General features: G+C 44.3%; 13 protein-coding genes and 1 pseudogene. 2 read left to right on the top strand and 12 right to left on the bottom strand.

Features of this window, described 5'->3' with window-relative positions:
• Positions 1 to 21 precede the first annotated feature (21 nt).
• The 3 genes from fusA to rpsL form a co-directional block, all read right to left on the bottom strand.
• Positions 22 to 2,103 (bottom strand): elongation factor G, encoded by a 2,082-nt coding sequence (fusA, locus tag NQZ91_07900; protein ID UUM57295.1) that lies wholly within the window; start codon positions 2,101 to 2,103, stop codon positions 22 to 24.
• Positions 2,104 to 2,659: 556 nt separating this feature from the next.
• Positions 2,660 to 3,130, bottom strand: coding sequence for a 30S ribosomal protein S7 (gene rpsG / locus NQZ91_07895; protein ID UUM57294.1), 471 nt, complete (start codon positions 3,128 to 3,130; stop codon positions 2,660 to 2,662).
• 16 nt (positions 3,131 to 3,146) lie between these two features.
• A complete protein-coding gene (gene rpsL, locus NQZ91_07890; protein ID UUM57293.1) occupies positions 3,147 to 3,560 on the bottom strand; it encodes a 30S ribosomal protein S12 in 414 nt (137 codons plus the stop codon).
• A gap of 304 nt (positions 3,561 to 3,864) precedes the next feature.
• Here rpsL and NQZ91_07885 point away from each other — a divergent pair.
• Positions 3,865 to 4,102: pseudogene (locus NQZ91_07885) on the top strand (transposase).
• Positions 4,103 to 4,110: 8 nt separating this feature from the next.
• Here the strand turns inward: NQZ91_07885 and NQZ91_07880 are convergent.
• The 8 genes from NQZ91_07880 to NQZ91_07845 all read right to left on the bottom strand — a co-directional run bounded on the left by NQZ91_07880 (position 4,111) and on the right by NQZ91_07845 (position 10,918).
• A complete protein-coding gene (locus NQZ91_07880) occupies positions 4,111 to 4,245 on the bottom strand; it encodes a hypothetical protein (protein ID UUM57292.1) in 135 nt (44 codons plus the stop codon).
• A gap of 24 nt (positions 4,246 to 4,269) precedes the next feature.
• A complete protein-coding gene (locus NQZ91_07875) occupies positions 4,270 to 4,578 on the bottom strand; it encodes a hypothetical protein (protein ID UUM57291.1) in 309 nt (102 codons plus the stop codon).
• A gap of 8 nt (positions 4,579 to 4,586) precedes the next feature.
• A complete protein-coding gene (locus NQZ91_07870; protein UUM58841.1) occupies positions 4,587 to 5,420 on the bottom strand; it encodes a GIY-YIG nuclease family protein in 834 nt (277 codons plus the stop codon).
• A 160-nt stretch (positions 5,421 to 5,580) separates the two neighbouring features.
• A complete protein-coding gene (locus tag NQZ91_07865) occupies positions 5,581 to 7,473 on the bottom strand; it encodes an endopeptidase (protein ID UUM57290.1) in 1,893 nt (630 codons plus the stop codon).
• Between the two features lie 69 nt (positions 7,474 to 7,542).
• Entirely contained in the window at positions 7,543 to 8,370 is an 828-nt protein-coding gene (locus tag NQZ91_07860; protein ID UUM57289.1) for a metal ABC transporter permease, read from the bottom strand.
• The gene (locus NQZ91_07855; GenBank protein ID UUM57288.1) at positions 8,363 to 9,223 is read right to left on the bottom strand and encodes a metal ABC transporter permease; all 861 of its coding nucleotides are present in this window, start codon (positions 9,221 to 9,223) and stop codon (positions 8,363 to 8,365) included. Before NQZ91_07855 ends, NQZ91_07860 begins: the two co-directional genes overlap by 8 nt.
• Positions 9,216 to 9,980: a metal ABC transporter ATP-binding protein gene (locus tag NQZ91_07850; GenBank protein ID UUM57287.1), complete on the bottom strand. Its 765-nt coding sequence runs from the start codon at positions 9,978 to 9,980 to the stop codon at positions 9,216 to 9,218. Before NQZ91_07850 ends, NQZ91_07855 begins: the two co-directional genes overlap by 8 nt.
• Positions 9,981 to 9,994: 14 nt before the next feature.
• Positions 9,995 to 10,918: a zinc ABC transporter substrate-binding protein gene (locus NQZ91_07845; protein ID UUM57286.1), complete on the bottom strand. Its 924-nt coding sequence runs from the start codon at positions 10,916 to 10,918 to the stop codon at positions 9,995 to 9,997.
• Between the two features lie 127 nt (positions 10,919 to 11,045).
• Here NQZ91_07845 and NQZ91_07840 point away from each other — a divergent pair, with 127 nt between their 5' ends.
• Positions 11,046 to 11,705 (top strand): metal-dependent transcriptional regulator, encoded by a 660-nt coding sequence (locus NQZ91_07840; protein ID UUM57285.1) that lies wholly within the window; start codon positions 11,046 to 11,048, stop codon positions 11,703 to 11,705.
• A 397-nt stretch (positions 11,706 to 12,102) separates the two neighbouring features.
• Here the strand turns inward: NQZ91_07840 and NQZ91_07835 are convergent, their stop codons facing one another.
• Positions 12,103 to 12,288: a hypothetical protein gene (locus NQZ91_07835; protein UUM57284.1), complete on the bottom strand. Its 186-nt coding sequence runs from the start codon at positions 12,286 to 12,288 to the stop codon at positions 12,103 to 12,105.
• Positions 12,289 to 12,336: the final 48 nt, after the last annotated feature.

The following is a 12,336-nucleotide window of genomic DNA, read 5'->3' as shown; positions in this document are numbered from 1 at the left end:
TGAAGGCGTCCTGGTTAGCAATTATGCATTGCCACCGTTTTTCTTGATAATTTCGTCTTGTACAGATTTTGGTACATCTTCGTAGTGGTCAAATACCATCATGAAAGTACCGCGACCTTGTGTTGCTGAACGAAGAACAGTTGCGTAACCGAACATTTCAGCAAGTGGTACATAGGCACGAACGATTTGTGTGTTACCACGAGCTTCCATACCGTCAACGCGACCACGACGTGCAGTAACGTGACCCATAACGTCACCAAGGTTATCTTCTGGTGCAGTGATGGTTACAAGCATCATTGGCTCAAGAATAGTTGGTTGAGCGGATTTAGCTGCTTCTTTAAGGGCAAGAGATGCTGCCACTTTGAAGGCTGTTTCAGATGAGTCGACATCGTGGTATGAACCATCGTAAAGCTTCGCTTTAACGTCAACGATTGGGTAACCAGCAAGAACACCGTTCGCCATAGATTCTACGAGACCTTTTTCAACCGCAGGGATGAATTCACGCGGAACCACACCACCGACGATAGCGTTCTCGAACTCGAAACCTTTACCTTCTTCGTTTGGTGTGAATTCGATCCAAACGTCACCGAATTGACCTTTACCACCAGACTGGCGTTTGAAGAAACCACGAGCTTGTGTAGAAGCGCGGAATGTTTCACGGTATGATACTTGAGGAGCACCTACGTTTGCTTCAACCTTGAATTCACGACGCATACGGTCAACAAGGACATCCAAGTGCAACTCACCCATACCAGAGATAACTGTTTCACCAGTTTCAACGTTTGTTTCAACGCGGAAGGTTGGGTCTTCTTCAGCCAATTTAGAAAGGGCGATACCCATCTTGTCTTGGTCAGCTTTAGACTTAGGCTCAACCATCAATTGGATAACTGGTTCTGGAACGTGGATTGACTCAAGGATTACTTTTGCTTTTTCATCTGTCAATGAGTCACCAGTTGTAGTATCTTTCAAACCAACCGCAGCGGCGATATCACCAGCATATACAGTTTCAATTTCTTGACGGCTGTTTGCGTGCATTTGAAGGATACGTCCGATACGCTCACGTTTACCTTTAGAAGTGTTCATTACGTATGAACCACTGTTAAGTACACCTGAGTAAACACGGAAGAATGTCAAACGACCTACGAATGGGTCAGTCATGATCTTGAAGGCAAGAGCTGCAAATGGCTCTTCATCAGAAGCATGACGCTCTTCTTCAGCATCTGTATCTGGGTTGATACCTTTGATAGCAGGGATGTCAACTGGGCTTGGAAGGTAGTCAATAACCGCATCAAGCATCAATTGAACACCTTTGTTCTTGAAGGCAGAACCACACAATACTGGGAAGAATTCAACGTTGATAGTCGCTTTACGGATACCAGCTTTCAATTCTTCGTTCGTGATTTCTTCACCTTCGAGGTATTTCATCATGAGTTCTTCATCAGTTTCAGCTACTGCTTCAACCAATTTTTCACGGTATTCTTGAGCTTGCTCAAGGTATTCAGCTGGGATATCTTCTTCAAGAATATCTGTACCAAGGTCGTTAGTATAGATTTCAGCCTTCATCTTGATTAAGTCGATGATACCACGGAAGTCATCTTCAGAACCGATTGGCAATTGGATTGGGTGAGCATTTGCTTGAAGACGCTCATGAAGTGTACTTACTGAGTAAAGGAAATCAGCACCGATTTTATCCATTTTGTTAGCGAATACGATACGTGGAACACCGTATTCAGTTGCTTGGCGCCATACTGTTTCAGTTTGTGGCTCAACACCTGATTGTGAGTCAAGAACGGTTACCGCACCATCAAGAACGCGAAGTGAACGTTGTACTTCGATTGTGAAGTCTACGTGTCCTGGTGTGTCGATGATGTTTACACGGTGGTTGTTCCATTGAGCTGTTGTCGCAGCAGATGTGATTGTAATACCACGCTCTTGCTCTTGCTCCATCCAGTCCATTTGTGATGCACCTTCGTGAGTTTCACCGATTTTGTGGATTTTACCAGTGTAGTAAAGAATACGCTCAGTTGTCGTTGTTTTACCCGCGTCAACGTGCGCCATGATACCGATATTACGAGTTTTTTCTAATGAAAATTCGCGTGCCATGAGGTTTGTTCTCCTATATTTTTAGATTTCTATTCTGATTATACCATATTTTAAGAAAAGCGAGTGGGCAAGTCCCACCCGCTTAATTTCTTACTAATGGTTTGAAATGGATGAGGCAAGCCTCAATCCGGTTTGTGATGGTTGAACGAGAAGTTTGTACCATAATCTCAATTGATTTATGGAGAACTAACTTAACGTCCTCACATCCTAATTAGTTGAGTTCGGACTAAAAATTCTGGAAAAAAGATAAATCTTCCTTGGACCTTAAGGTCCATCGTCTGATTTCCTATTTTTCCTTGAATTTTCTTAACGTCCTCACATCCTAATTGAACTCGGGCTACAACTCGCTGACAAAAAGATGAACCTCATTGATTGCACAGCAATCTGCTTCGCTTCCCTATTTTGTCTAGGAGTTGCTTGACGCCCTCGTATCTTAATCTTAGTTGAATTTTAGCTACAAATGTCTGGCAAAAAGATAAAATCTCCTAGAAACTGAAGTTTCTGCGTCAATTTTCCTATTTTGGCTAGCATTTGTTTAACGCTAAAATATCCTATCTTACCAGCGGAAGTGTGCGAATGCGCGGTTTGCTTCTGCCATTTTGTGAGTATCTTCACGTTTCTTAACTGCCGCACCAGTGTTGTTTGCTGCATCCAAGATTTCTTTCGCAAGACGGTCTACCATAGTGTGCTCACCACGGTTACGAGCGATTGTTACCAACCAACGAAGACCAAGTGTTGTACGACGCTCTGGACGAACTTCAACTGGGACTTGGTAGTTAGAACCACCGACACGACGTGCACGTACTTCAAGTACAGGCATGATGTTTTCCATTGCTGTTTCAAATACTTCAAGTGCATCATTGCCAGTTGCTTCTTTGATTTGATCAAAGGCACCGTAAACGATTGATGCAGCAGTACCACGTTTACCGTCCAACATAACACGGTTAATCAAACGAGTTACCAATTTTGAGTTATACAATGGATCTGGCAATACTTCGCGCTTAGGCGCTTGATTTTTACGACTCATTTATATTTCCCCCTTCTTAGCCTTTTGGACGTTTCGTACCGTATTTAGAACGGCCTTGCTTACGATCGTTAACACCTGCAGTATCAAGCGCACCACGAACGATATGGTAACGTACCCCTGGAAGGTCTTTTACACGTCCACCGCGAAGAAGAACCACACTGTGTTCTTGCAAGTTGTGACCGATACCTGGGATGTAAGCAGTAACTTCGATAAGGTTGCTCAAACGTACACGAGCAAATTTACGAAGGGCTGAGTTAGGTTTTTTAGGTGTCATTGTTCCGACACGAGTTGCAACACCGCGTTTTTGTGGTGATGAAACGTTTGTTTGAACTTTTTTACGGCTGTTGTAACCAACGTTCAAAGCTGGTGATTTAGATTTTTCTACTTTAGACTTACGTGGTTTACGTACCAACTGGTTAATTGTAGGCATCTACATTCTCCTGTATATATTTTTTATTTTTGGTGATAAGGCATTGGTGACAACCCCTATCTGTGTGTACTTTTGCAACAATTGTCAGCACGTCCCTGTACACTCTTGAGAGACCAAAAGTAAAAAGTACCGTCTAATATAATACCACAGCTAGAAGACCTTGTCAAATAGATATGCTTTATTTTTTCTTGTCCAAATGTAGCGTTACAATAGATGTGAGACTAGATGTGAGACTTCTAGAAGTCAAAAAGAAGATTCCCTGATATGATAAGAGTACCACCACTCACCAAAAAGGAATCTTCTCATTACTAGTATATCACAAAATCTTCGCTATTTACCACATACTCTAGAAACACGTTACCACGCTGTTAAAACCTACCAAAATAGTGCCTCTGTCGCCTTCATCTGTCGACGATACAAAAGTTTCAAAAGCCTCTCTTATGCGCTGGAATAAGCGTTTTGATGGAACCAAAGAATCGCTGAAAAATCGATCCCATCGACCTCTAACACCACATCCAAAGGCCCATACCCAGCAAGAGCTAAGATTAAATTATTTTTTGAGTTCTACACGATAATTTCCATATAAACTTTTAACGTATTCTTCCGCATATCTTTTTCCTTCTGGTCCTAAAAATGGTCCAGCATAAAGGTTTCCAAATTGGTCAACTACAATCCATTCTTGCATAGCACACACCTCCCTTCGTTTCATTTACAAATCATCTAAAGATAATTTCCCTGTTCGCAAGTCAGATTCAATATCTTTAGCAAATTTCTCCGTCAGACGCTTTCGGCCATACAACTCTTTTACTCGTTGTGTAACATCTAGGCAGATTACCTCTCCATCATCGTCTATCTCAACCTCTATTTTTCCTGGGCGATAAATCGTCCAGTTACCATTTCCTTTCCCTAACTCTCTGACAAAAAATCCCTCAGGACGCCATCTTTTCAATACAAATTTTAAGGTCCCTTGAGCTGAAAATGAGACACGTGGTGTAAAAATGACTCTATTTACCTTCATTTCGCCCCCTAGTTGGCATTGTAACCAAAATCTCTTGACCGCAAGGTTTCCTTCCACCACGACTCCCGCTCTAAGATGTGATGGTCATCTACTTTTCCATTATAATTTTCCAGAAGGCTATATTGAAAATTGGCCTTGATATAGTCAAATCCCTGCTCCTTGACAAGCTGACGGAGTTCCTTATTTCCACCGTGACCATTGTTGACATAGGATTGCCAGCGCGACAAAAGCATGCCGCTATCACTGGTCGCAGAACCAACATAATTCTTGCCCGTTTGTCTATCTGTCAATAAATAGACGGCCTTTTGATTGCCAAGGGCTGTTAACCAATCCTGCTTTTGCAGTCGGAAAATACTCTCCAGTTGGTAATAAGATAGACGGATATTATCATAACCAGGAAAGTCATCCCCTGTCCAAGGTGTAGGAAGCAGTTCTCGAATAACGATGTCCTTTGCAGACCGCTCAAAATAGCGTACCGTCGAAATCCCAACTTTAAAATCAATAATCAGGCGATCGAAGTAAGCAGCAAACTCCTCCCGCACCTTTCCTTCATAAGACTTTCCAGAGGTGACAGATAGCTGGTCTGTTATTTCCTTCACCGTTGTTAATAACCATTTATTGTGACCGACTTTAATAAAGTTGACCACAATCTCTCCAACACGAAAATAGTTTTTTCCTTCTGGATTGTAAAAAACATTCCAATTATTTACTTGTTCCTTGTCCGCTAGATAGTAGGATTTAGTATAATCCACACTACCTTCCCAGACATGGAAACGCAACTTTACTTTGGGTAAGTCTTCATCAGAAAAATGAAATAAATCTTTTAAGGTTAAAGTATTCATCATTTTCTCCTTTACCTATGGGTTAAGTATTGACTGGTAAGTCAATACTTGGTATACGTAGTATATCAAGGCAAATTCTTCTCTTTAAAGACGATACATTAGCTAGCTTTGTTGAATAAAAAAACACCTAGTGCACGTAAACACTAGGTGTTTCTCTGTTTTACCAAATAATCACGCGGTCTTCTTTTGCACGCCACATGCCGTCTCCTTCTTGAACGCCAAATGTTTCATGGAATTCATCGAAGTTTGGCAACTGGATGTTGGTGCGTAGGTGACCTGGTGCGTGGACATCCACACTAGCCAACATCTGCATGAACTCAGGACGGGCCTTCATTCGCCAGATGCGAGCAAAGTTAGTGAAGAATTCCTCTGCGGAGAAGTCGTCCTCCGACTTGGCTGCCTCAAGAGCTGCTGCAATCCCACCAAGGTCGGCAATGTTTTCTGACACGGTCAACTTACCATTGATTTTGGCACCGTAAGAATCCTGACCTTCAAACTGGTCAATGACCTGCTGGGTGCGGGCCTCAAAGGCTGCATAGTCTTCCTCTGTCCACCAGTTATTAAGGCTACCATGCTCATCAAAGGAAGCACCGTTTGAGTCAAAGGCATGAGAAATCTCGTGGGCAATGACAGCACCAATACCGCCGTAGTTAGCTGATGAAGACTGCTCCAGCGAGTAGAATGGCGCCTGCAAAATCGCTGCTGGGAAGACAATCAAGTTCTTCTGTGGGTTATAGTAGGCATTGACCATGTGAGCCGGCATGCCCCACTCCTTAATGTCCACAGGCTTGTTCCACTTGCTCCAACCATGAGCAATGTCAATCTTGTTTAGTTCGATAGCATTTTCCACCAAGGACTTGCTTGGGTCAAGAAGCTTCTTATAATAACGCTCTGGCAAGGCTTCTGGGTAGCCGATATAAGGCTTGATGACATTGAGTTTGACAATAGCCTTGTCACGCGTTTCCTGAGCCAACCAGTCTGCCGTTTCCAAGCGAGATTTGTAAACCTCAATCATCTTGGCAACTTTTGCTTCCACATCAGCTTTTGCTTCTGGTGAGAATTTTTCTCCAGCATACCAAAGACCGAGGGCTTGGTTAAAGTAGCCTTGTGCCAAGTTGTAGGCTGCTTTTTCTTGGTTTTGAGCCTGCGGTGTACCAGAAAGGGCACGGCTGTAGGCACCAGATAAAATGCGGATTTCATCCGACAGGAAGGCAGTATAGGCGCCAGCCGCTTTCAAAATCAAGGTCGCCTTCAAAAGCTCCCAATTATCCGCACTGTAAATGTCCTTGGCAGCCTGCCAGAAACGTTCCTCAGGCACGATAATCTTGTCTGGCGTTTGACCTAAAATCGCTGTGAAGAAATCATCCAAAGGCAACTCTGGTGCCAAGGCAGTAAAATCTGCCCACTCGTACGGGTGGTAAAGTTTGGCGTACTCAGAACCTTCTTCATTTGACAGGACATACTTGGCAATCGTGGCATCTAGTTCCAAACGCTTGTCCAAGAGGTCCTTGATTTCCTCATCACTGAAACCGAACTTAGGCAGGAGGGCTTCTTGGCTCTCTCTCCACGTTTTGAGCAACTCTGCTCCTTTTTCATGCCCTTCCTCATAGTAGGTCGTATCTGGCAGGATAATGCCTAGAGAATCTGCCCAGAGAACATTGGTGGTCGCATCCATAAAGTCAGGTGCTACGCCAAATGGCATAAGATTTGGCTTGCCAGCTAACTCATATTCTGCCAGCTTGCTGGTAAATTCTTCGAAAGAGTTAAGAGACTTGTACTCTGCAATCAAGGCCTGGGCAGGTTCTGCACCCAAACGGTCACGGGTTTCATAGTCAGCCACTTGCTTGTGGAAGGCTACAAAGTTTTGCAAAACGCTATCTTCTGGGACATTTTCTCCCGCCAACCATGCGTTTGTCGTGTCAATCATGAGTTTTTCAATATCATCCGCCAGGTCTGAAAAACCTCCAGTTCTTGGCTTATCATCTGGAATGACGGCTGTTTTTGCCCATTCACCATTGACGTATTTGTAAAAATCATCTTGTAAACGTGTCATTATTTTCTCCTTTGCTTGTGTGATTACTTACTATAATAACAAAAAAGTCTGACAATTTCATTTGCCAAACTAGGTTTTTAGGGCATTTTTTAGGAAAAAGCTGACGCAGACTGTCAGAAGCCCCATGACCGAACAGGTTCCAGACATGGTCAGGTCAAGCCAGCTGGCAAGCCCAAAGCCTAGAACAATCATCAGAATGGCGCAGCATTGCCCCAAAACTAAAAACTGACAGAAATGCTTCGACCAAGGTAAAGCAGCCATACTGGGCGCTAGTAAGAAAACAATGACCGCCATAGAGCCGACCGCTTCAAAGGACGAGACCGTTGTCAAGGAAACTAGAAAAATTAACCCTAGCTCCAGTCTTTTGGTGGCAATCCCTTGGAGTTTAGCCTGCTCCTTGTCCAAGAGATAGAGGGTCAGAGCTTGAAAATTCAAGAAAAAGAAGACCAGCAAGACCAGTAAGAGCCCGACTGACTTGACCAAGGCCAAGGGTAGGGATAGACCAAAGAGATCCAGCCTGTTAAGAGGGGCAAAGAGCACCTCGCCCATCAGAACCATATCCAAGTCCAGATGGACATTACGGGCAAAGAGGGAGATGAGAATAACAGCTAGGGCAAAGAAAAAGGTAAAGAGCAAGCCCGTCGCCGCATCCTGAGCCACCTTCCGAGTGTGTAGTCCCTCAATCGCTAGAACTGTCAGTAGACCAAAAACTGCCGCCCCAAACAAGAGCAGGGGGGAATCTAGGCTGTGACTGACAAAGAAGCCCAGTACTATCCCCAACAGAACCGAGTGGGACAAGGCATCTGCCAGCATGGCCTGATTGCGCACCACCAAGATAGACCCAATCAAGCCACAAGAAGAACCAACAGCCAGTAAAATCAATAAGACCTCAAGCACCTGCATTCTCCTTTCTGATATAGGTCACATAAGCAAAAGCCACTAAAGAGGACAAACTCAAGCAAACAATAATAGCCGGCCCAGTCGATAACCCTGTCACCACCGAACTCACATAACTTCCAAGAAGGGCTGAAAATCCAGCAATTCCTGCTGCTAATGCCAAGGTCTGGCCATAGGACTTTCCTAAAAGCAAGCCAAAGACAGCTGGAGCTATCAAGAAACTACTCATCAGGATGGCCCCAACCACCTTCAAACCAACCGCAATCAAACTCATCATCAGAAACAGGGTCATACGGTCAATCTTTTCCACAGGAATCCCCACTAGCTTGGCAAATTGTCTGTCAAACAGATAAAGCTTAAGTGACTGGTAATGCCAGCCAAATAGGAACAAGGCTAGCAAGGCTACCAAGCAAATCAATACAACATCATCCAGCTGCATAAAGGCAGCCTGACCAAAAACATAGTTTTCCAAGCCTGCCTGGGCGGCTCCTTGAAAGGCCTCATTGCCCTGAACATACTGCTTGAGAACCAAGCCCAGTCCAAAAAAAGCCGCTGAAACCAGTGCCAAGGCATTGACCCGACTGGTCTGCCCTCCTCGACAGAGCCAACTGACCAGACCATAGGACAGATAACCCGAAGCCACCGCTCCAATCAAGAGGAGCAGGGGCTGGCGTGATTGAAAGACCATATAGGACAGAATGATGCCTGGATAGGCCGCATGCCCCAAGCTATCTCCGATTAAACTCTGTCTGGTCAAGACGCTAATGGTACCGATTTGACTAGCCGCCAAGGCTAAAACAAGGGTTCCCAGAGCTACCGTCCAAAAAGAATAGTCCTGCAACAGATCAAACATGACCAAGCCCCTCCTTTAGAAACAAGGCTGGTTCCTGACCAAATGCAGCTTGATAGGCTTGCAGCAAATCCACCTGATTCATAGGGCCCTCTGCCACCAAACGACCATTGAGCCAGAGGACATAATCAAAATACTTTTCCAAGGTCAAAAGGTCATGGTGGATAACCAGGGAGGTCTTGCCTTCTTGCTGGAACTTCTTCAAACAGTCCATGATGACTTGCTCTGTCACCTGATCAATCCCAGCCAAGGGCTCATCCATCATGTAGAGTTCAGCTTCCTGAGCCAAGGCCCTAGCTAGAAAGACTCGTTGTCGCTGACCACCAGATAGCTGATCAATCTGCCGATTGCGTAAATCACTGATTTTCATCTCTTCCAGAGCCTGCTCTGCCTTTTCCTTATCCAAAGAACTTGGTCGGCGGAAGAAACCACTGGTATGGGCAAACCGCCCCATCAGGACAATATCCAGAACCCTTGCAGGAAACTGCCAGTTGACCTGGCTGGCTTGGGGAATATAGGCAACATTTTTTTGAATAACTTGATCCAGTTTCTCTGACTGACCTAGTAGCGAAACCTTGCCACTTGCCCCCTTCTCCAGACCCAAAAGCGCCTTAAACAAGCTCGATTTCCCTGCACCATTTGGTCCGACCAGGGCTGCACGACAACCCTTGGGTAGCTGAAAACTGACCTGATCTAGAGCCTTGACCTGTCCTGCACCATAGTGCAAGGACAAGTCTTCAACTCTCAGTATTTCTTCCATTCTTCCAACCTTTCTTACTGCAAATGCTCCACAATTAACTGGACATTGTGCTTGTACATATCGATAAATGTTGCTCCCTCTTCCCCTTCTGGTGCTAGGGAATCTGAGAATAACTCCTTACCTTCACCGCTTACAATCGCTACTTGACCACCCTTGGCCTTGACAGCTTCCTGCAATTTTTCCATGCGTTCTGGACTGGTTGTTGACTCGGTAAAGATAGCCTTGATACCATGTTCTAAAATCATATTGACCGTTTCAATCATATCGCTGTTGGCAACTTCAGACTCGGTACTAATGCCCTGCGGTGCATAAAGAGTAAAGTCATAGCTGGCTGCGAAGTAGTTAAAGGCATCATGTGGGGTAACTAGGTAACGGCTCTCAGCAGGCAAGACACTCAACTCTTTTTCAATCCAAGTATGCAAGTCATCCAACTGAGCTAGGTAATTTTCCGTATTTTTCTGAATCAGCTCTGCTTTTTCCGGAAGCAGTTTTTGCAACTCCTCTGAAGCTACCACTACCGCTGATTTATAGAGGGGAATGGAAAACCAGAAGTGCGGATCGACAATCTCTTCTCCATCCTCATCCATCGTATTCAAGTCTTTTGCATTAAAGTTTTTAGAAACCGCCACTCCCGTCTTTTCCAAGGCTTCCACCATCTTGCCCTCAAAGTGCAAACCGTGGTAGAGAACAAGGTCTGCTTTCTGCAGTTTAGACAGGTCGCTGGCTTTGGCAACATAGAGATGCGGGTCTTCCCCCGCTGGAATTAGTAGATCCCGCTCCACCTCATCTCCTGCTAGCTGGTAGACCATGTCATTGAGGAAAGAGGTCGTGACCGCCACTCGCGGCTTGTCGGAAGCCTCTGGGCTTTGCGTTGAACGACAGGCTCCTAGTCCGATAAGGGACAATAGCAGAGCGAAACTAAGAAACAGTTTTTTCATGATAGGGTCTCCTTTTTATTTTATTAGGTTTGCTTAACTTTAGTTTTAATATATATTAAAAAATTCTTTCTGTCAATGATTTTTATAAAATTTTGGTATAATGTTCTTGATTAGAAAGTGAGAGAACATGACACCAAACAAAGAAGATTACCTGAAAGTCATCTATGAACTAGGACAGGCAGAACAAAAAATAACCAATAAGCAGATTGCTGAAAAGATGAATTTTTCCGCCCCAGCCGTTTCCGAAATGCTGAAAAAAATGGTCACGGAGGAGTTGATTGAAAAGGACAAGACAAGTGGTTATCTCCTCAGCCAAGTCGCCTTGGAAATGGTAGCCAACCTCTACCGCAAGCACCGCCTGATAGAAGTCTTTTTAGTTGAACAGCTTGGCTATTCCCCTGAGCAAGTCCATGAAGAAGCTGAAATTTTAGAACACACCGTTTCAGACCATTTTATCAACCAACTGGACAAACTGCTGGGCTATCCCCAAACCTGCCCACACGGTGGTAGCATTCCCAAAGAAAACCAGTTACTTGTGGAACGCTACCAGACCCGACTGTCTCAGCTGACAGAAACCGGCTCCTACCAACTGGTTCGTATCCATGACTTCTACCAGCTTCTCCAATACCTGGAACAACATGAGTTAGCTGTCGGCGATCAACTACTTGTGACAGCCTTCGACCAGTTTGCCCAGACCATCACCATCCAGTACAAGGACAAAGAACTGGCTATCCCTACAGCCATCGCCCAAGAATTATTCGTAGAAAAAACCAATCGCCCAGCCTAATAAGCTGAGCGATTATTTTTTCTTCCAATTGCGGAAAATGAATCTGGTTGCAAAAAAACACTTGCCCTAGGATATATACCAAACCCAAAAAAGAACCTAGATAAAAACAGCCCAAGAGAAAGAAGGGGTTATAGGTTATAGGCTGCACGACAAACATGAACATGAACACGAGCACCAAGCCCCACCGTATGCCCCAGGTCATCTTTCTCTGAATCAACCATTCCAGCCTATCTTCTCCAACTGAACTTCTGGTTTCCAGATACTCTTGACCAAGGGCTTGAAAAAATTTTCTCATATTTCTGCCCACCTATGCACTCTAAATCAACTGCTATTTAGCACATCTCCTTTTAGTATAGCACATTGGATGACTCCAACCAATGCCTAGTAAAAACCAGCCCTATTTAGGCTGGCCTTCATTCAGTCTTTCTTTTAAGCGACGGCGGTAGAGAACCTGAGATGGAATAAAATAGAGGAAACTAGCCAGAATAATCCAGCGATTGTCCAGCCTACTATAGAAAATCACCAAAATCAGGATAAAAGCAAGGGTCAGATAAAAGAAATGATTGGTTAGTAGTTTTTTCATGGGACACTCCACCTTTCTTTATTTTAGTATATCAAAATAAACTCGGAA

It is taken from the genome of Streptococcus suis (assembly GCA_024583055.1).
GTDB lineage: Bacteria > Bacillota > Bacilli > Lactobacillales > Streptococcaceae > Streptococcus > Streptococcus suis_V.
Note: the sequence above shows the minus strand (reverse complement) of the source record. Positions and strands in the feature narration are given on the sequence as shown.

Bases quoted from the DNA above. Each gene is read 5' to 3' on its own strand.
- fusA (UUM57295.1), bottom strand. From the start codon at position 2,103: ATGGCACGCGAATTTTCATTAGAAAAAACTCGTAATATCGGTATCATG.
- rpsG (UUM57294.1), bottom strand. From the start codon at position 3,130: ATGAGTCGTAAAAATCAAGCGCCTAAGCGCGAAGTATTGCCAGATCCA.
- rpsL (UUM57293.1), bottom strand. From the start codon at position 3,560: ATGCCTACAATTAACCAGTTGGTACGTAAACCACGTAAGTCTAAAGTA.
- NQZ91_07880 (UUM57292.1), bottom strand. From the start codon at position 4,245: ATGCAAGAATGGATTGTAGTTGACCAATTTGGAAACCTTTATGCTGGA.
- NQZ91_07875 (UUM57291.1), bottom strand. From the start codon at position 4,578: ATGAAGGTAAATAGAGTCATTTTTACACCACGTGTCTCATTTTCAGCT.
- NQZ91_07870 (UUM58841.1), bottom strand. From the start codon at position 5,420: ATGAATACTTTAACCTTAAAAGATTTATTTCATTTTTCTGATGAAGAC.
- NQZ91_07865 (UUM57290.1), bottom strand. From the start codon at position 7,473: ATGACACGTTTACAAGATGATTTTTACAAATACGTCAATGGTGAATGG.
- NQZ91_07855 (UUM57288.1), bottom strand. From the start codon at position 9,223: ATGTTTGATCTGTTGCAGGACTATTCTTTTTGGACGGTAGCTCTGGGA.
- NQZ91_07850 (UUM57287.1), bottom strand. From the start codon at position 9,980: ATGGAAGAAATACTGAGAGTTGAAGACTTGTCCTTGCACTATGGTGCA.
- NQZ91_07845 (UUM57286.1), bottom strand. From the start codon at position 10,918: ATGAAAAAACTGTTTCTTAGTTTCGCTCTGCTATTGTCCCTTATCGGA.
- NQZ91_07840 (UUM57285.1), top strand. From the start codon at position 11,046: ATGACACCAAACAAAGAAGATTACCTGAAAGTCATCTATGAACTAGGA.
- NQZ91_07835 (UUM57284.1), bottom strand. From the start codon at position 12,288: ATGAAAAAACTACTAACCAATCATTTCTTTTATCTGACCCTTGCTTTT.